Origin of the sequence: Nocardia jiangxiensis NBRC 101359, from assembly GCF_000308615.1 — a bacterium.
GTDB classification, from domain to species: domain Bacteria; phylum Actinomycetota; class Actinomycetes; order Mycobacteriales; family Mycobacteriaceae; genus Nocardia; species Nocardia jiangxiensis.
Genome location: NZ_BAGB01000009.1, coordinates 80,447 through 97,976, shown reverse-complemented (window position 1 = coordinate 97,976; position 17,530 = coordinate 80,447). Strand labels below are relative to the sequence as shown.

The 17,530-nt window shown below is 65.8% G+C and carries 17 protein-coding genes; 4 read left to right on the top strand and 13 right to left on the bottom strand.

Annotation, left to right across the window (positions count from 1 at the left end):
• The first annotated feature begins 187 nt into the window (after window positions 1–187).
• Window positions 188–355 carry a hypothetical protein gene (locus tag ON40_RS53050; protein WP_169541807.1) on the top strand — a complete coding sequence of 56 codons (168 nt, stop codon included), beginning with the start codon at window positions 188–190 and terminating at the stop codon, window positions 353–355.
• A 78-nt stretch (window positions 356–433) separates the two neighbouring features.
• Window positions 434–1,966: an alpha,alpha-trehalose-phosphate synthase (UDP-forming) gene (locus ON40_RS02625; protein WP_444543719.1), complete on the top strand. Its 1,533-nt coding sequence runs from the start codon at window positions 434–436 to the stop codon at window positions 1,964–1,966.
• A 22-nt stretch (window positions 1,967–1,988) separates the two neighbouring features.
• On the opposite strand, the gene ON40_RS02620 is transcribed toward ON40_RS02625, so the two are convergent.
• From ON40_RS02620 to ON40_RS02565, 12 genes are all read right to left on the bottom strand, one after another.
• Entirely contained in the window at window positions 1,989–2,483 is a 495-nt protein-coding gene (locus tag ON40_RS02620) for an Rv1363c family protein (protein WP_040818034.1), read from the bottom strand.
• Window positions 2,480–3,496 (bottom strand): Rv1363c family protein, encoded by a 1,017-nt coding sequence (locus tag ON40_RS47825; protein ID WP_051192595.1) that lies wholly within the window; start codon window positions 3,494–3,496, stop codon window positions 2,480–2,482. Before ON40_RS47825 ends, ON40_RS02620 begins: the two co-directional genes overlap by 4 nt.
• The gene (locus ON40_RS02610) at window positions 3,493–4,917 is read right to left on the bottom strand and encodes an MCE family protein (RefSeq protein ID WP_040818031.1); all 1,425 of its coding nucleotides are present in this window, start codon (window positions 4,915–4,917) and stop codon (window positions 3,493–3,495) included. The genes ON40_RS47825 and ON40_RS02610 overlap by 4 nt, the downstream gene beginning before the upstream one ends.
• Complete coding sequence (locus ON40_RS02605; RefSeq protein WP_040818028.1) at window positions 4,914–6,152, bottom strand: MCE family protein; 1,239 nt, start codon at window positions 6,150–6,152, stop codon at window positions 4,914–4,916. Before ON40_RS02605 ends, ON40_RS02610 begins: the two co-directional genes overlap by 4 nt.
• A complete protein-coding gene (locus ON40_RS02600) occupies window positions 6,152–7,441 on the bottom strand; it encodes an MCE family protein (RefSeq protein WP_040818026.1) in 1,290 nt (429 codons plus the stop codon). The genes ON40_RS02605 and ON40_RS02600 overlap by 1 nt, the downstream gene beginning before the upstream one ends.
• Window positions 7,438–8,502: an MCE family protein gene (locus ON40_RS02595; RefSeq protein ID WP_040818110.1), complete on the bottom strand. Its 1,065-nt coding sequence runs from the start codon at window positions 8,500–8,502 to the stop codon at window positions 7,438–7,440. Before ON40_RS02595 ends, ON40_RS02600 begins: the two co-directional genes overlap by 4 nt.
• On the bottom strand, window positions 8,499–9,530 hold the full coding sequence (locus ON40_RS02590; protein WP_040818024.1) for an MCE family protein: 1,032 nt from the start codon (window positions 9,528–9,530) through the stop codon (window positions 8,499–8,501). Before ON40_RS02590 ends, ON40_RS02595 begins: the two co-directional genes overlap by 4 nt.
• Window positions 9,527–10,750, bottom strand: coding sequence for an MCE family protein (locus ON40_RS02585; protein ID WP_051192593.1), 1,224 nt, complete (start codon window positions 10,748–10,750; stop codon window positions 9,527–9,529). The genes ON40_RS02590 and ON40_RS02585 overlap by 4 nt, the downstream gene beginning before the upstream one ends.
• A 5-nt stretch (window positions 10,751–10,755) precedes the next feature.
• A complete protein-coding gene (locus tag ON40_RS02580) occupies window positions 10,756–11,607 on the bottom strand; it encodes an MlaE family ABC transporter permease (RefSeq protein ID WP_040818018.1) in 852 nt (283 codons plus the stop codon).
• Window positions 11,608–11,611: 4 nt separating this feature from the next.
• Complete coding sequence (locus ON40_RS02575; RefSeq protein WP_040818015.1) at window positions 11,612–12,376, bottom strand: MlaE family ABC transporter permease; 765 nt, start codon at window positions 12,374–12,376, stop codon at window positions 11,612–11,614.
• 270 nt (window positions 12,377–12,646) lie between these two features.
• Window positions 12,647–13,552 carry a 3-oxoacyl-ACP reductase gene (locus ON40_RS02570; RefSeq protein ID WP_040818012.1) on the bottom strand — a complete coding sequence of 302 codons (906 nt, stop codon included), beginning with the start codon at window positions 13,550–13,552 and terminating at the stop codon, window positions 12,647–12,649.
• 43 nt (window positions 13,553–13,595) lie between these two features.
• Window positions 13,596–13,784, bottom strand: coding sequence for a ferredoxin (locus ON40_RS02565; protein ID WP_040818010.1), 189 nt, complete (start codon window positions 13,782–13,784; stop codon window positions 13,596–13,598).
• Between the two features lie 191 nt (window positions 13,785–13,975).
• On the opposite strand from ON40_RS02565, the gene ON40_RS02560 reads away from it, so the two are divergent.
• Window positions 13,976–15,169, top strand: coding sequence for an acyl-CoA dehydrogenase family protein (locus tag ON40_RS02560; RefSeq protein WP_040818007.1), 1,194 nt, complete (start codon window positions 13,976–13,978; stop codon window positions 15,167–15,169).
• Between the two features lie 20 nt (window positions 15,170–15,189).
• Window positions 15,190–16,302 carry an acyl-CoA dehydrogenase family protein gene (locus ON40_RS02555; protein WP_040818004.1) on the top strand — a complete coding sequence of 371 codons (1,113 nt, stop codon included), beginning with the start codon at window positions 15,190–15,192 and terminating at the stop codon, window positions 16,300–16,302.
• Between the two features lie 298 nt (window positions 16,303–16,600).
• Here ON40_RS02555 and ON40_RS02550 read toward each other — a convergent pair whose 3' ends face one another.
• Window positions 16,601–17,509: an aldo/keto reductase gene (locus ON40_RS02550; RefSeq protein WP_085997628.1), complete on the bottom strand. Its 909-nt coding sequence runs from the start codon at window positions 17,507–17,509 to the stop codon at window positions 16,601–16,603.
• Between the last annotated feature and the right edge of the window lie 21 nt (window positions 17,510–17,530).

Below are 17,530 nucleotides of genomic sequence, written 5' to 3'. Positions count from 1 at the left end.
CTTTCTGTCTACACTTCGTACTGTCTTCCCAAAGGTATAGCCGACCCGAACTTCCCCGTTTCAGGGTTGCCGCGGATGTCACGTTCATACCCGGTATGGACCGACCGAACCGCCCCCATTTCAACGACCGATACCATTGACATCTCGCAACCGTGAGAACCCAACCCATAGACGAGAGGACACGAGGATGGCCGCGAAGGGCGCCAACGACATCGCGGACGACGATCTGGAGCCGCTCGCCGACGAGACTGCTCGACAGGCCCAGCGGGTCGTCGCCGCCTACGCTGAAGATGCGGACGAATGCCGGATGCTGCTGTCCATGCTCGGCATCGCTCCCGGCGGCCGGGGCGAATAACAGCCCCGACCCGCACGACTACAACTCCACAGGGCTCTCCCGGCCCGCGGCAAACCGGAGGTTCCAGTAATGGACCAGATGAGCGCATACCCGTCGGATCAGCGAAGATCGGACGCGGGGGCCCAATCTCCCGCGACAGCTCGACACGGCGCGGGTTCCGGATTCGTCGTGGTCGCCAACCGCCTGCCGGTGGATCTGCAACAGCTGCCCGACGGCACCACCCGCTGGAAGCGCAGTCCCGGCGGACTGGTCACCGCACTGGAACCGGTGCTGCGCAACAACAATGGCGCCTGGGTGGGCTGGGCCGGAGTCCCCGACGTGGACCTGGACCCGATCATCGAAGACGGCCTGGAACTGCATCCGGTGCCGCTCACCGCCACCGAGGTCGCGGACTACTACGAGGGATTCTCCAACGGCACCCTGTGGCCGCTGTATCACGACGTGATCGTACGGCCGGAGTACCGGCGACACTGGTGGAGCGCATACGTCGAGGTCAACCGGCGTTTCGCGGAGTACACCGCGAAGGTGGCCGCCGAGGGCGCCACGGTCTGGGTGCAGGACTATCAACTGCAACTGGTGCCCAAGATGCTCCGGATGCTTCGCCCCGATGTGACGATCGGCTTCTTCCTGCACATCCCGTTCCCGCCGGTGGAACTGTTCATGCAGATGCCGTGGCGGACCGAGATCATCGAGGGTCTGCTGGGCGCGGACCTGATCGGCTTCCACTTACCCGGCGGCGCGCAGAACTTCCTGTATCTGGCCAAACGCCTTGCCGGACAACCGACTTCCCGCGGCACCGTCGGCGTGCGCTCGAAACTCGGTGTGGTGCAGGTGGGTTTCCGTACGGTACGGGTCGGCGCGTTCCCGATCTCGATCGCCTCCGCCGAACTCGACGAGCAGTCCCGGCGACGTTCGGTGCGCGAGCGGGCCGCACAGATCCGCGCCGAGCTCGGCAACCCGAAACACATTCTGCTGGGCGTGGATCGGCTCGACTACACCAAGGGCATCGATATCCGCCTGGCCGCGCTCGAGGAATTGTTACGCGAGGGCCGGATCGATCCGGCCGACACGGTGATGGTGCAGTTGGCCACGCCCAGCCGCGAGCGGGTGCAGAGCTACATCCAGATGCGCGGCGATATCGAACGCCAGGTCGGCCGCATCAACGGCGAATTCGCCCGCGTCGGTTATCCGGTCGTGCACTATCTGCACCGGCCGATTCCGCGCGAGGAACTGCTCGCCTTCTTCGTCGCCGCCGACGCCATGCTGGTGACCCCGTTGCGCGACGGCATGAATCTGGTCGCCAAGGAGTACGTGGCCAGCCACAGCGGTCTCAACGGCGCGCTGGTGCTGAGCGAATTCACCGGAGCCGCAGCCGAATTGCGCCAGGCGTACCTGTGCAACCCGCACGACCTGGACAGCGTCGAGGACGCCATCATGGCCGCGCTCACCGACAATCCCGACACCCGTCGCCGCCGCATGCGCGCGCTGCGCCGCCAGGTCCTCGCGCACGACGTGGACCGTTGGGCCAGAGCGTTTCTCGACGCACTGGCCCAGGGACAGGTCGCGGGCAGCGCACTGCTGTCGGACGCGGACCTGGATCCCGGCCGCTAGCAACGGCTTTCGCTCAGCGACCTCAGATCGGGGTGACCTGCCCGACGAGCCAGTGACCGCCGTCGTTCTCCAGCGATACCCGCACCCGGCTCGGGGTGACGGTGCCCTGCGGTGAATCCTTACTGGTCGTCACCTGGTTCAGGTACAGCAGCACCACCGCGTGCGAGCGGTCGGCGGACACGACGCCGGCCGCCTGCGTGGTGGCCTGCACCGTGAGCTGCTTCTGCTTGGCCCCCGGCGCGATGGCCTGATCGATCAATTTCAGGTAGTCGCTCTTGAAGGAGGGGGTCAACGCCTCGGCGGCCTTGGGCAGCTGCGTGTCGACGTTGTTGAAGTCGTAGGTGAACATCGCCGACACCGTGTGCCGCGCGGCGTCGACCGAGGCACTGCGAGCCTGTTCGGCCTGCCGGTCGTTCCAGAACCGGATTCCGGTGAACACTCCGACGGTCACGGCCGCGACCAGCAGTACGGCCGCGACGGCGGTCAGGATCGGAAGACGATTTCCTCGCGATGTCATGCCACGAACTCCACCTTCGACGCGGTGACGCCGCCGTCACCGCGGTTCACGGTCACCCGGAACCGGTAGTACCGGTCCTGCGGCTGCGAATCGCCCGCATTGGTGAGGGTCTGCTTGGCCGCGATGAGCACCTTGGCCGAATCGTCGTTCTGACTCTCGATCGCGGCCTCGATCACCTCGCCGCTGGCCTTGACCTTCGCCTCCTTGACGACCTGCGCGTAGGCGTCCTTACGCTGGGTGTACTCGGCCTTCAGATCACCCGAGGCCACCGACAGCACGCGATCGATGTCCTGCGCGGCGGTGTCGTCCTTGATGTTGGTGAGGTTGAGGATGGCTTCTTTGGCGGTCTGGAGGTATTCGGTCCGCTGCGAGGCCAGCGCGTCGGCGTGTGACTGGTGGTAGAAGTACACCCCGCCGCCGCCGACCAATGCCAGCAGCGACACGACCGCGACCACGGCCGCCACCCATTCGATCGGCCGCATCGAACGCCAGAAGCCGTCCTTCTCCGAGACGAGGTCGCCCTCGGTGTCGGGTGCGTCGACGGGCTCGTCCACCGGCGCGTCGACGGGGTCCGCACCGGCAGCACCCGGCCGAACGCCGGAGTCGGCCTTGCCCGACTTCACGGTCGAATCGGCGGCGGCACCGAGCTCGACCGTCGAATCCGTGTCGGCGGTACCGAGCTTCACAGTCGAATCACCCTCGACTGCAGCAGTTTTCGCCGACGTCTTACCGGCAACCGTGGAGGTGACATCGCCGTCGCTGACCGGCCCGGCGGCCGTCCCCGCCGCCGAGACCTCCGCCCCGGGCTCCGCGTCCATCGGAACGGCGTCGGCCTTCACCGTGGTATCGGTGACCGCCGATGCCTGCGCGGCGCCCGATGCGGAACTGCTCGCGGTGGGAACGACGGTCGCCTCACCGGTCTTCGCCTGTTCGCCGACGGGACCGGCCTGGCGACTCGCACGCCGCCGGACTCGTCCCGATGTAGGTGGTGTTGGTGGTGTGGTTTCGCTCATTGTTGCTGCTCCTCGAGCATCGCCTGCCACCCGGACGGTACCGTGCCCGAGCCACCGGGCTTGACGTCCCCCTCCCGATAGGTGCGTCCGTCGGGTCCGGTGAAGGTTCCGGTTGCCGGGTCGTAACTCCTGTTCTCGAACGAGGCCGGATGCACCGTTCCCGGCTTCGCGGCCGGATTCGGCAGCGGCGCACCGGAATTGTCCACCGGCTGCGGCGCACCGAACGGCGGGTTGTTGCCCTCGGGCACGTAACCGCGCGGATCGTGGCACAGCTCCGGGGTCGGGGCGCGCTTCCCCGGAACATCCTGACATGGCGTGTTGCGAATACCGCGCACGGCCTCCTCGGCGTTCTGCGGAACCTTGCAGTACAGATCGCCCGGCGTGTCCGGAGTGTCGGTCAGCGCGGGCGAGCGACGCTGACTCGGCGGCAGGAAGCCGGTGATGCAGCCGGGCGGATCGTTCAGGCCGAGCATGAAGTCGACCATCGCGCCGTACTGCGCGGGCCCGCGCACGACGGTCAGCAGCGCCGAGATCATCTGCGGATAGATCACCAGGATCTGTTCCAGCCCAGCGTGATACGTCACCGCGACCTGCCCGACGCTGACCAGATTAGACAGCAGGATCGGCAGCGTGGGCTGCAGGTCCTGGAAGGTCTGGCTGACCTGTTGCGCCGCGGCCGGAGTGCGCTGCAGCAGCTGATTCAGCGACGGATCGTGCCGGCGCAGTTGATCGGTGACCGCGACCAGATCATGGGTCCAGGTGCGGATCGAGTCCGCGGAACGGTTCTGCGTGTTCAGCAGCGGGCCGATCTTCTTCAGCAGATCCTTGGTCGGCCCGGTGTTCTTCTGCGCTTCCTGCACCAGCAGCGAGGCGGAATCGATGAACTTCTGCAGATCCGGGCCCGCACCGTTGAACGCGGTGAACGCGTCGTCGATCAGCTCACGCAACTTGGTGTCCGCGACACTGGACAGCAACCGGTCGGCCTGATCGAGCATAGCGCCGACGTCCTGCGGCAGTTTGGTGCGATCCTCCGGGATCACCGCGCCGTCGGACAGATTGCCGCCCTTCGGATTTTCGGCGGGCACCAGATCCACGTACTGCTCGCCGATCGCCGAGACGCTCTTGACGTACGCCTCGACGTCGCTGGGCACCTTGTAACCGCTCTGGATGGACAGTTTCGCGTCCACCCCCTGCGGCGTCAGCCGCACGCTGTCGACCTTGCCGATATTGGTGCCGCGGTAGGCGACGTTGGCGGTCGGATACAGCCCGCCGGTCGCGACCAGCTTCACCGTCACCCCGTACCGGCCGATGCCGAACATGGCAGGCAGATGCACGTAGCTCCCGGCCATGACCACCAGGCCGACCACGGTCAGCACCGCGAAGATGACCAGCTGGGTGCGGACGAACTTGGTGAGTTTCACCGGCCGCCTCCTTGCGACGGGCCGGGAACGGTGATCCCCGGAATGGCGGGCAGCCCCGGAATCGAGGGCAGCCCGGGAATACTCGGCGTGGGCGCGGGAGTGGCCGGTTTGGGCTGGGTCTGCAGCGGTCCGTGCACCGGATCGCCCTTACCCTGCGCGGTCTGCGGGGCGATGGTGCCCAGAGCGCCCTCGACGCCGCCGAATCGCCCGCCCAGCGGAGTTCCGGTGAGGAAGTTCGAATCGATGCGCGCACCGGTCAGATCCACCGTCATGAGCAGATTCAGGTAGTCGCCCTTGAGCGCCTTGTCCAGATTCTTCATCGGGAACGGGAAGGTGAGCAGGATCTGCAGCGAATCGGCCAGTTTCCCGCCGGTGTCGGACAGCGACTTCAGCGCCGGACCGAGATTGGCCAGATCCGCCTTCAGGCTCTCCCCGCCCTGCTGGATGATCTGCTGTACGACGTCACTCAGATTCCCCAGTGCCACAAGGGTTTTGGTGATGTTCTGCCGACGATCCGCCAGCACCGTCAGCGCCGGGTGGATCTTGGTGATCGCGGTGGTGACCTGATCCTTCTGCTGGGCCAGCACACCCGAGACACGGTCCAGCCCGCTCGTCGCGGCGATGATGTCCTGGGTCTGCTGATCCAGCGTGCCGGTCAGCTGTTTCAACTGCGGCAACAGATCCCGGATCGAATCGGTGCGCCCGTGGAACGTCGCATCCAGCTCGTGGGTGATGGTCTCGAGCTGCGAGATGCCGCCGCCATTGAGCACCACCGACAGCGAGGACAGCGTCTGCTCGGTGGTCGGATAGTCACCGGCGCGATCGAGCGGGATCACATCCCCGTTCTGCAACCGGCCCTGCGGATTCGACGACGGCGGAGCCAGTTCGACGTGATTGCTGCCCAGCAGACTGGTCTGCCCGATCTTCGCGATCGCGTTGGCGGGCAACTGCACTCCCTGATCGAGGCTTACGGTGACCAGTGCGTGCCACCCCTGCACCTCGATGTTCGTGACCGTGCCGACCGTGACGTCCTTCACCATGACCGGCGAATTGCGGGTCAGGGTGGTCACATTCGGCATCTGGATGCGCACCTGCCACGAGCCCTCGCCCGTTCCGGCCGCACCCGGCATCGGCAGCGTGTTCAGCCCATCCCATTGACAGCCGGTGACGCCCAACGCCAGGACCAGTCCGATCGCCGCACCCGCGAGTCGCTTACGTGCGTTTCCCCAAGCCATCAGTGCCCACCTCCCGGAAGCAGAAGTCCGGCAATGCCCTTCGGGACCACGACCGCAGGTGTGGCCACCGGCGCCGCGGCGGGCGCGCCGTCGGGGTTGGTGTTCACCCGCTTGGCCAGATCCGGCGTGCTGTAGGTCAGCTGACTCGGGAACGCGCCCTGACCGGATGCCGGATTCAACAGCACCGGAGGGTAATTCATCATCAGCGACTGGATGACCGGTGCGATGTACTGCCTGCACAGCGCCGCGGTCCTGTCCGAATCATCGGATTGCAGACCCTCCACCGCACCGCACAGGAAGGCGAACGGGTTGGCGAAGTTGGTGCCGACGACCGCGCCGGTCAACGTGCCCTGAGCCGGCTTGTAGATCTGATAGAAGTTCGCCAGCGCGGTCGGACCCGAATGCAGCACGCGCTCGATGTCGGATTTCTTGTCCACCAGCAGCTGGGTGACGTCGGCCAGGCGCTGCACGCTGTCGGTCAGCGCCGGACCGCGCTCGTTGAGGAACCGCTGTACGTCGGCCACCGCGGTATCCAGATTGTCCAGTCCCGCACCGAGATCGCCGGAGACGTTGTTCAGCACCGAGGACACCGAGGCCAGTCGCCCGCCGAACTGGACGATCTGATCGTTGCTCTTGGACAGCACGTCCACGAACTGCTGCAGATTCTTGATCGTCCCGAACAGGTCGGTTCGCCCGTCCGACAACGTGCTCAGCGTGCTGGACAGCTCCTTCAGCGTGTCCCGGAACGCCTGCGCGTTGCCGTTGGCGAGGTTGTCCGAGGCGGTGTCCACGAACCGACCGAACGAACCCTGCTTGTCCTGGCCGATCGGTCCCAGCGCCTTGGACAGCTTGGTCAGCTCGGCCTTGATGTCGTCCCACTCCACCGGAACGGCGGTGCGCTCGATCGGAATGGTCGCGTTGTCGTGCATCTTCGGGCCGCCGGTGTAGGCCGGGGCCAGCTGGATGAATCGCGCCGAGACCAGCGACGGCGCGATGATCACCGCCTTCGCGTCCGCGGGGATGTCCACGCCGCGGTCGACGGTCATCGTCACCTTGACGTTGTCCTTGCCCGGTTCGATCGAATTGATCTTGCCGACCTTCACCCCGAGGATCTCCACCCCGTCACCGTTGTAGATGCCGGTCGTGGACGGGAAGTACGCGGTGATGTGGGTCTTGCCGATATTGGTGACCGCGCCGTAGCCGATCCAACCGGCCAGTGCGACGACCAGTACCGCGGCGACGATGCGCACCCAGCGGGGCACCTTGCGCATCTTCAGTAGAGCGTTCATCGCGGAGGCTCCTGGATGGAGGGACCGACATTCAGCGGCGGGTGGTTGATGTAGTTCTGGAACGACTGCGGCACGTGCTGCGGCCAGACCAGCGCGTCGACCAGCGGTTGCAGCGTCATACTCGTCGCGTTCGAGACGTACGCCTGGAAGTACGGGCCGCTGCCGACCTGCTCACCCAGCGCACCGGCGTACGGGCCGAGCGCGTCCAGGGCCTTGCCCAGCTGGTCCTTGTTCTTCTGCAGCAGGGCCAGCAGCGAATTCAGGTTGTCCAGATCGGGTTTGAGCGATGCCTCGTTCTCCTGCACGAATCCGGTGAGCTGCTGGGCCAGGCCGTTGACGTACTGGATCAGCTGACTCAGCGCGGTGCGCCGGGCGTTCAGTTCGCCGAGCAGATCGTTACCGCTCAGCAGCAGCGTGTTGATCTGGTTCGCACGATCCGAGAGCACCTTGGTGACGTTCTGCGCGTGCGAGAGCAGTTCGGTCAGGGCCTTGTCGCGGGTGTTCAAGCTGCGCGAGAGCGCGGTGATGCCGTCCAGGGCCGAACGCAGCGGTCCGGGCGTGTTGTCGAACGCCGCCGAGAGAGTGTCCAGGGTCTTGTTGACCTGATCGGTGTCCAGTCCCTGCACGGTCGAGGCCAGATCGCCGAGTGCGTCGTTGAGCGAGTACGGCGAGGTGGTGCGGGACAGCGGGATGATGTCGTCGCGGCGCAGCACACCGTCACCGCTGGGAACCACCTCGAGCGATTTGCGGCCCAGCACGGTGTTGGTCTTGATCGCCGCGGATGTCTTGCGCCCCAGCACGATCGACTCGTCCAGGGTGAACCGGACCTTCACCTTCGCCCCGGCCAGGGTGACGGACTCGACCTGTCCCGAGCGCACCCCGGCCACCTGGACGTGGTCACCGGGCAGCAGACCGCCCGCATCGGCGAAGTACGCGCTGAACTCCGCACCGCTGCGCACGAAGGGCAGGCGCTGGAACTGCAAGGCGGACAACGAGATGGCGACTGCGAGGACCACACCGACGATGCCGATGTCGATCAGTGGTGAGCGTTTTTCTTTCACTGCGCCGAGCACCTTCCGGTCGTCTGCAAACCGGGCAGGTTGACATGCATGGGCTTGCCGTCGGGGCCGTCGATCAGGAAGTTCGTCCCACAGACGTACATGTTCAGGAACGAGCCGTAGGAACCGAGCCGCACGAGTTTCTTGTAGGTATCCGGCAGCCGGTCCAGCACCCACTGCACGTCGTCGGTGCGGTCGTTGAGATTCCCCGACAACCGGCCCAGCTGATCGAAGTCGTTCTTCAGATCGGGCCGGGCCTGCCGCAGCAGGCCGGTCAGATCACCGGTCGCCCCGGCCAGGCGCGGCAGCGCCTCGCCGATCTGGTCGCGGTCCGCGGCCAGGCCGCTGACCAGACGCTGCAGTTCGGTCAGCGTGGCGTCGAAATCCTTGTTCTTGGCGTCGATGGTGGACAGCACCGTGTTCAGGTTGTTGATCACGCTGCCGATCAGCGCATCCCGGTCGGCCAGCGTCTTGGCGAACGAGCCGGAGCTGTTCAGCAGGGCCACCAGCGTCCCGCCCTGTCCCTGGAACACCTGCAGCAGCGCATTGGTCAGATCGTTGACCTGCGCCGGATCCAGACCGCGCAGCAGCGGTTTGATCCCGCCGAGCAGCATGTCCAGATCGAGGGCGGGTTTGGTCCGGTCGGTGCCGATCGTGCCGCCCTCGGACATCCGTTTCGCGGTGCCCGGACCGTCCATGAGTTCCAGATACCGGTCACCGACGAGGTTCTCGTAGCGGACCGCGGCCTGCGTGCTGTCGTAGAGGCGGTACTGGTGATCGACCTCGAAGTCGACGTGCGCGAGGTGATCCTTGCCCACGTAGACCCGCTTGACCGAGCCGACCGGCACACCCGCGATGCGCACCTTGGATCCCGGCAGCATGCCCGAGGAACTGGTGAACACCGCGTGATATCCGGTCTCGCTGGCGAAGCGCATCTGGCTGAAGATGACCGCGAGCAGGGCCAGCACCAGCACCATCACCAGCGTGAAGATGGACAGTTTGACCGAGACGGCCCGTGGTTTGGATCTCACGGCTTCGGCACCCCCGGCATTCCGGCGAACAGCAGCTGGAAGACGCTGGTGTTCGGATCGTTCAGATGCGAACTCAGCGACGGCGTCCACACCTCACCCTGCGAGGTGTCGGTGACCAGGTAGTTGGAGTGGCTGCCGGGTTTGCGATCGAGGATGTTGTCGCAGCGCGGACCGCCGGTGGCGTTCACCTTCGGGAGATCCTTCGGATACTTGTACGGCGTGCCGCCGGGCATGAAGCTGGCGTTGAGCGTCACGTAGGGGCCCAGGCCGCCGAACACCTGATTGGCCACCGGCACCGCGTTGGCGACGCCGACCACCAAGCAGTAGAGCCCGGGGCTGTACTCGCTCAGCAGCGCGGTCGTGGGCTGCAGCAGATCCAGCGCGGTCACCAGCGGCTTCTGGTTCTGCTTCAGGATCGGCTCGGTGGTGTTCACCAGGCCGATGAGGTTCAGCAGCACCGCGTCCAGATCGCTCTTGCGATCCACCAGCGTCTTACTCGTCACCGACACGTTGTCGGTGGTGTGCAGTAGATCCGGTACGACGTCGCTGTACAGATTCGTCACCGGGACGCTGGTGCGCAGATCGCTCTGCAGATCCGGCATGCTCGGATTGATGTCCTTCAGATACTGATCACTGTTGGCCAGCAACTGCCCGAGTTCGTCGCCGCGGCCCTGCAGTGCGGTGCCCAGCGCGGTCAGCGTGGCGTTCAGCTTCTCCGGCGAGACCTTGCTCAGCACGTCGGTCAGATGCTGGAACAGCGTGTTGAATTCGACGGTCACCTGCGTCGCGCTCAGGGTCGCGCCCTCCTGCAGATGATCGGACGAAGGGTTCTGCGGCACAGTGAAATTCACGTACTTCGCGCCGAACACCGTGGTGGAGCGGATGTCCACGCCCGCATTGGCCGGAACCAGCTTCAGCTGGTCGGGGTCGATCGCCAGTTTCAGCCGCGCACTGTTGCCGGTGTACGAGATGGCCTTGACCGTGCCGATGTCCACCCCGCGCATCTTGACCTTGGCGTCTTTGTCCATGACCAGACCCGCGCGCGGCGAGTCGACGTAGACCGCCTCGGTGCTCTGGAAGCCGCCCGCGAACATGGTCAGCGCGACCGCGACGATCGCCGCCAGGCTCAGCACCAGGCCCAGGCCCGCCAGCTTGACACCCCAGCCCGCGCCGAACACCCTTCCGGCACCGTCTTTTTCGACAAGTGTATTTCTCGCCATACCGCCTACCCGGAGAGATGGAAATTGCCGGAGGTGCCGTAGATGGCCAGCGAGACCAGCAGGGTCACCGTCACCACCGCCACCAGCGAGGTACGCACCGCGTTACCGACCGCGATGCCGACACCGACCGGTCCGCCGGTCGCGTGGTAGCCGTAATAGGTGTGAATCATCATGACCGCCAACGCCATGACGATCGCTTGCACGAACGACCACAGAATGTCGCTGGGAATCAGGAAGGTCGAGAAGTAGTGGTCGTACACACCGGCCGACTGCCCGTAGATCACCACGGTCGCAAAACGACTCGCGACGAACGAGGCGATCACCGCCAGCGCGTACAGCGGGACGATCGCGATCATCCCGGCCAGCACCCGGGTGCCGACCAGGAACGGCACCGGGCGGATCGCCATCGACTCGAGTGCGTCGATCTCCTCCGCGACGCGCATCGCGCCCAGCTGTGCGGTCGCGCCCGCGCCGATGGTGGCCGCCAGACCGATACCCGAAATCACCGGCGCCGCAATGCGAACATTGAGGAAGGCGGCGAAGAATCCGGTCAGCGCCTCGACGCCGATATTGCCCAGTGAGCTGTAGCCCTGCACCGCGATGGTGCCGCCGGCGAACAGCGTCAGGAAGCCCACGATGACGACCGTGCCGCCGATGACGGCCAATGCGCCCGTGCCCATGCTGATTTCGGCGATCAACCGGATGGTTTCGGTGCGATAGCTGACCAGCGCCTTGGGCACCGCGCGCAGCGATTCGGCATAGAACAGCGCATGGCGTCCGACATTGTCGAGCGAGTCGGACATGCGGCGCACTCGTCGAACAGTACGCGGGAAGCGGGCGTGGATCACGAAGGCCATGAGGTCACCTCACCGTGAACTTGATACCGACCGCGGTGACCACCACGTTCAACACGAAAAGGACCATGAAGGAGAACACCACCGTCTGATTCACCGCGTCACCGACGCTCTTGGGCCCGCCGCGCACGTTCAGGCCCAGATAGCAGGCCATCAGCCCGGCCGCCAGGCCGAACAATGTCGCCTTGACCTCCGCGATGACCAGTTCGGGCAGGTGCGTCAGCAGGGTGATCCCGTTGACGAACGCGCCCGGATTCACGCCTTGCAGGAAGACCGAGAACAGGAAGCCACCGCCGATGCCGATCAGGCAGACCAGGCCGTTCAGCAGCGCCGCGACGAACATCGAGGCCAGCACGCGCGGGACGACGAGTCGGTGGATGGGGTCGATGCCCAGCACCTTCATCGCGTCGATCTCCTCGCGAATGGTGCGCGCGCCCAGATCCGCGCAGATCGCGGTGGCGCCCGCGCCCGCGACGATCAGCACCGTCACGATCGGGCCGACCTGGGTGACGGTGCCGAATGCGGCGCCGGCGCCGGACAGGTCGGCCGCGCCGATCTCGCGCAGCAGGATGTTGAGCGTGAAACTCACCAGCACGGTGAACGGGATGGCGACCAGCAGGGTCGGCAGGATCGAAACTCGCGCGATGAACCACGCCTGGTCGACGAATTCACGACGCTGAAAGGGCGGCCGCACGGTTGCCTTGGCCACCGCAGCGGTGAGTTCGAAGAACCCGCCGACCGCTCGCAACGGCACGGCAAGAACCTCGTTCATTCCCGATTCCCTCCTTGCCATGCCATGCACGTCGAGCTTGTGACGGCGGTCTCAACCGGCCGTCGGTCTGGAAGATTAGAACACGTTCACTCTGTTGTCGAGCACCGTTTGGCGATATTGAACTGCTCTTTCCTACCGAACGGTGATCGGAAGTTAGAACTTGTTCATACGGCGTAAGGAGAAACTGTGTGAGTCGCCCCACACCGTCGATCCTCATGTCTACCAACTGGTGGACCGGTGATCAACAACGTGGTCGGTAGCTGTTCGCCACTAGCCGAGTTCGTGCAACGATGACGCCGAAAACGTACGCCCCGCCGGGCGTTCGGCAAAATATCCACCGAGCGTGTCGGCCAGATCCTCGGGCGACCATTCCGCACCCGCCGCATCGAAACGCCGTTCGACTTCCGGCGCCGCCATCAGTGCGACCATCGGGCCGTAGACGACGAATACCTGGCCGTTCACCGCGTCCGCGGCGGGCGAGGCGAGATAGGCGACCAATCGTCCGACGTGATCGGGCGAGAGCGGATCGATGCCGTCCTCGGGCGCATCGGAGAAGACCTTCTCGGTCATCGATGTGCGCGCGCGGGGGCAGATCGCGTTGGCGCGCACGCCGTATCGCTCCAGGCCGCGGGCCGCGGACAAGGTCAGCGCCGTGATTCCGGCCTTGGCGGCGCCGTAGTTCGGCTGCCCGGCCGGGCCGAGCAGACCCGCCTCGGACGAGGTGTTGATCAAACGGCCGTAGATCGGCGCACCGGCTGCCTTGGATTTGCCGCGCCAGTATGCGGCGGCATTGCGGGACAACAGGAAATGTCCGCGCAGATGAACAGCCAGAACCGAATCCCAGTCGTCATCGGTGAGATTGAAAAGCATTCCGTCACGGACAATTCCGGCGTTGTTCACCACGATGTCGACACTGCCGAACGTCTCGTCCGCAGTGCTTATCAAGGCATCGGCGGTGGCACGATCGGCAATACTCCCGGCGACGAATTCAGCCTTGGCGCCCAGCGCGCGAATATCGGCGAGGGTGGCCGACACAGCGTCGTTCTCGACAAGATCATTGACGACGATCGACGCTCCGGCAGCGGCCAGGGCGAGCGCATCCGCCCGCCCCAGCCCGGCACCGGCGCCCGTCACAATGGCCACCCGTCCGGACAAGCTGATTTCAGATTCGCTCACACGGTGACTCTAGAACGTGTTCCAGTTAACGGCAAGCATCGGTTCAGACGAGCTTCAACGCCGCCTTCGGGCACTGCGCGACCGCCGTCTTCACGTCGTCGAGCTGGTCGTCCGGCACATCGCCCGAGGTGACGTGCAGGTTGTCCTCGTCATCGAGTTCGAACACGTCGGGGGCGTATCCGACACAGATGCCGTTGGCCTCGCACTGGTCGAAATCCACACTGACCTTCATTTGACAACTCCTTTGTCACTGATAGCACGAGCCTACAAGCCCACCTCGGCCAACGAGGCGGAAGCGGCCCGGTTTCGGGTCCATACTGGAACATGTTTCAGTAGTTGTGCAATGATCGGGACAACCGCCCAGTCCATGTCGGCTGGCTATCGAACGAGCCGGCTACCCAGAGGAACGACGAGGTTACCGCCATGCGGATTGCGTATACCCCGCAGCAGGAACAGCTACGCGCGGAATTGCGCGATTATTTCGCCACGCTGATCACCCCGGAGCGGCGCGAGGCACTGTCCTCGCAGACCGGCGAATACGGTCAGGGCAACGTCTACCGCGAGGTGGTCCAGCAGATGGGTCACGACGGCTGGCTCACGCTGAGCTGGCCGAAGGAGTACGGCGGCCAGGACCGCTCCACGATGGACCAGCTGATCTTCACCGACGAGGCCGCCATCGCCGGCGCACCTGTGCCGTTCCTGACCATCAACTCGGTCGCGCCGACGATCATGCACTACGGCACCGAGGAGCAGAAGAAATTCTTCCTGCCCAAGATCGCCGCAGGTGAGCTGCACTTCTCCATCGGCTACTCCGAACCGGGCGCGGGCACCGACCTGGCCTCGCTGCGCACCAGCGCGGTGCGCGACGGCGACGACTGGATCGTCAACGGGCAGAAGATGTGGACGAGCCTGATCCAGTACGCCGACTACGTCTGGCTGGCCGCGCGCACCGATCCGAATGCCAAGAAGCACAAGGGCATCAGCATGTTCATCATGCCGACCACCGCCGAGGGCTTCTCCTGGACGCCGGTGCACACGATGGCCGGTCCGGACACCAGCGCCACCTACTACCAGGACGTCCGCATCCCGCACACCAGCATGGTGGGCCCGGAGAACGGCGGCTGGTCACTGGTCACCAACCAGCTCAACCACGAGCGCGTCGCGCTGACCTCGGCCGCCTCCCTGCAGTTGGCGCTGGCCCAGACCGTCGATTGGGCCAAGAACAACAAGGACTCCAACGGCGGTCGCGTGATCGACAGCGAATGGGTGCAGCTGAATCTGGCCCGGGTGCATGCGAAGGTCGAATACCTCAAGTTGCTGAACTGGGAAATCGCGTCCGGTGCGGACGCGGGCGGCGACTCCGCGCCCAAGCCGTGGAACGCCTCCACCTGCAAGGTGCTCGGCACCGAACTGGCCACCGAGGCGTACCGCACGCTGATGGAAGTGCTCGGCCCGCAGGCCTATCTGCGCCAGGGTTCGGCCGGCGCGCAGCTGCTCGGCCGCCTCGAACGCATGCATCGCGCCTGCCTGATCCTCACCTTCGGCGGCGGCACCAACGAGGTGCAGCGCGACATCATCGCCATGACCGCCCTGAAGCAGCCCGCCGCTGCGCGCTGAATGGAAAGCTAGGAAACACAATGGATTTCACCCTCACCGAAGCGCAGCAGGATCTGGCCCGGCTCACCGCCGAGGTGACCGGCAAACTGGTCACCGCCGATCGGCTGCGCGAACTGGACGCCGATTCGGACGTCGTGCGGTTCGACGAACCGCTGTGGAACTCGCTGGCCGAGACCGGCGTGCTGGCCGCGGCGCTGCCGGAGTCCGTGAGCGGCGGCGGTTTCGGCATCCTGGAGCAGACCGCCGTCCTGCGTGAACTCGGGCGTTCGGTGGCGCCGGTGCCGTACCTGTGGTCGATCGTGCTGGGCGCGGGGGCGCTGGCGGAGTTCGGCTCCGAGTCCCAGCGCACACTGGCGGCCGAAGCCGCCTCGGGCGCGAAGATTCTCACCGTCGCGCTGAGCGAGGAGCGCAACTGGGAGCCGGCCAAGCCGGTAACCACCGCCGCACAGGAAGGCGCCGGCTGGCGGATCACCGGACTGAAGATCACCGTGCCGTTCGCGCGGCAGGCGTCACGAATTCTGGTGCCCGCCACGGTCTCCGGACAGGCAGCGGTCTTCCTGGTCGATCCGGCCGACGCTTCGGTGCGGATCACCGATCAGATCATCACCGACCGCACGCCCGAGGCCGAGATCGAATTCTCCGGCACCCCGGCGGAATTGGTCGGCACCGTCGAACAGGGCGCGCAAATCCTGGACTGGCTGCTGCACCGGGCCTGGCTGGGCCTGTCCGCGCACCAGCTGGGTGTGGTGGAGAAGGGGCTCGAGCTGGTCGCCGACTACGCCCGCGAACGCGAGCAGTTCAACCGCAAGATCGGCGGCTTCCAGGCCGTGGCACAGCGTCTGGCGGACAGCTACATCGACGTCCAGGGCATCCGCCTGGCCGTCCAGCAGGCCGCTTGGTGCCTGTCCGAGAACCTGCCCGCCGCCGCGGAGATCCACACCGCGAAGTTCTGGGCCGCCGAGGCCGGGCACCGCGTGTCGCACACCGTCGTACACGTCCACGGCGGCGTCGGCATCGACCGCGACCACATCGTCAACCAGTTCTTCACCGCCGCCAAGCACAACGAATTCGCGCTCGGCGGCGCCACCGACCACCTCCGCGCCCTCGGCGCGCAGCTGGCCGAATCCCACTGACGCGCAACCTCTCTCGCCGTCGGTCGAAACGCCCGCGCCGCCCCCGCGGCGCGGGCGTTGTCGTGTCTGCGTCAGACCAGGGCCCGGTTCGACTCCGCACTGGCCCGCAACACATACTCGGCCGCTTCCTCGGACAGGCACGCTCGTTCGTCGACTGCGGCACCTTCCCGACTCCCGCCGCTTCGGCACGCGTGCGCAGGGCATCCGATTCATCAGGCGGCGCGACACCGGGGCTTTCCACTTCTTCACAGATACCGATCGCGCCGGATGACACCGCCAGCTTTCGCCTTCCGATCGGTTACGCCTCGGACTCGGCGAGGTTGTCGAGCGTTTCGACGATGTCGGCGGGAAGCTCGACCGAGCCTGCGGCGAGGTTTTCGTCGAGGTGGGACGGATTGGAGGTGCCGGGGATCAGGAGGGTGTGGGTGTAGTGGGCCAGTTGCCAGGCAAGGCCGATCTGGGCGGGCGTCGCGTCGAGGGCGGTGGCCGCGGACAGGACGGACGGGTGTTCGGTGACCTTGGGCAGGCCGGGGAAGGCCGAGCCGAGGGGGAAGTACGGAACCCAGGCGATGTCGTTGGCGCGGCACAGCTCCAGAACCGGTTCGGCGGAGCGGTTCAGCAGGCTGTAGAGGTTCTGCACGCAGACGATTCCGGCGGGTAACGCCTGACGCAGCTGTTCGGCCGAGACGTGGCTCAGGCCGATTCCCGCGATCTTGCCCTCGTCTCGCAGAGCGGTCAGCTCGGCGAGCTGATCGTCCAGATCCACGATCTGATCGCCCTCGGCGACGATGCCGGGCGGGACGTCGGCGCGGCGCATATTGACCACGCCGAGCGAATCCACGCCCAGCGCAACCAGATTGGCCTCCACCTGCGCACGCAGTTGCTCCGGCCGCTGCGCCGCGAGCAGCCGGACGTCCGCGTCGTAGACCGCGCCCACCTTGGTCGCCAACACCAGATCCGCCGGATACGGCGACAACGCCGCGCGGATCAGCTCATTGCATGCCCCGGCTCCGTAGAACTGTGCGGTGTCGATGTGGTTCACGCCCAGCTCGACGGCCCGCCGGAGGATATCGATACCGGCCCGCCGGTCGTATTCGCGACCATCGTGATCAGTCAATTGCATTGCGCCGTAACCGATCCGAGCGACGTTGCGCGGGCCGAGCGATGCGGTGCCGCCGGGGGCGGTGAATTCGGATTGGACTGCCATCTGCATGATCCTGTTCTGAGT

Excerpts from the sequence above, each read along its gene's own strand:
- ON40_RS53050 (WP_169541807.1), top strand. The coding sequence starts at position 188 with ATGGCCGCGAAGGGCGCCAACGACATCGCGGACGACGATCTGGAGCCG.
- ON40_RS02575 (WP_040818015.1), bottom strand. The coding sequence starts at position 12,376 with ATGAACGAGGTTCTTGCCGTGCCGTTGCGAGCGGTCGGCGGGTTCTTC.
- ON40_RS02605 (WP_040818028.1), bottom strand. The coding sequence starts at position 6,152 with ATGGCTTGGGGAAACGCACGTAAGCGACTCGCGGGTGCGGCGATCGGA.
- ON40_RS02625 (WP_444543719.1), top strand. The coding sequence starts at position 434 with ATGAGCGCATACCCGTCGGATCAGCGAAGATCGGACGCGGGGGCCCAA.
- ON40_RS02565 (WP_040818010.1), bottom strand. The coding sequence starts at position 13,784 with ATGAAGGTCAGTGTGGATTTCGACCAGTGCGAGGCCAACGGCATCTGT.
- ON40_RS02600 (WP_040818026.1), bottom strand. The coding sequence starts at position 7,441 with ATGAACGCTCTACTGAAGATGCGCAAGGTGCCCCGCTGGGTGCGCATC.
- ON40_RS02620 (WP_040818034.1), bottom strand. The coding sequence starts at position 2,483 with ATGACATCGCGAGGAAATCGTCTTCCGATCCTGACCGCCGTCGCGGCC.
- ON40_RS02550 (WP_085997628.1), bottom strand. The coding sequence starts at position 17,509 with ATGGCAGTCCAATCCGAATTCACCGCCCCCGGCGGCACCGCATCGCTC.
- ON40_RS47825 (WP_051192595.1), bottom strand. The coding sequence starts at position 3,496 with ATGAGCGAAACCACACCACCAACACCACCTACATCGGGACGAGTCCGG.
- ON40_RS02555 (WP_040818004.1), top strand. The coding sequence starts at position 15,190 with ATGGATTTCACCCTCACCGAAGCGCAGCAGGATCTGGCCCGGCTCACC.
- ON40_RS02585 (WP_051192593.1), bottom strand. The coding sequence starts at position 10,750 with ATGGCGAGAAATACACTTGTCGAAAAAGACGGTGCCGGAAGGGTGTTC.
- ON40_RS02580 (WP_040818018.1), bottom strand. The coding sequence starts at position 11,607 with ATGGCCTTCGTGATCCACGCCCGCTTCCCGCGTACTGTTCGACGAGTG.
- ON40_RS02560 (WP_040818007.1), top strand. The coding sequence starts at position 13,976 with ATGCGGATTGCGTATACCCCGCAGCAGGAACAGCTACGCGCGGAATTG.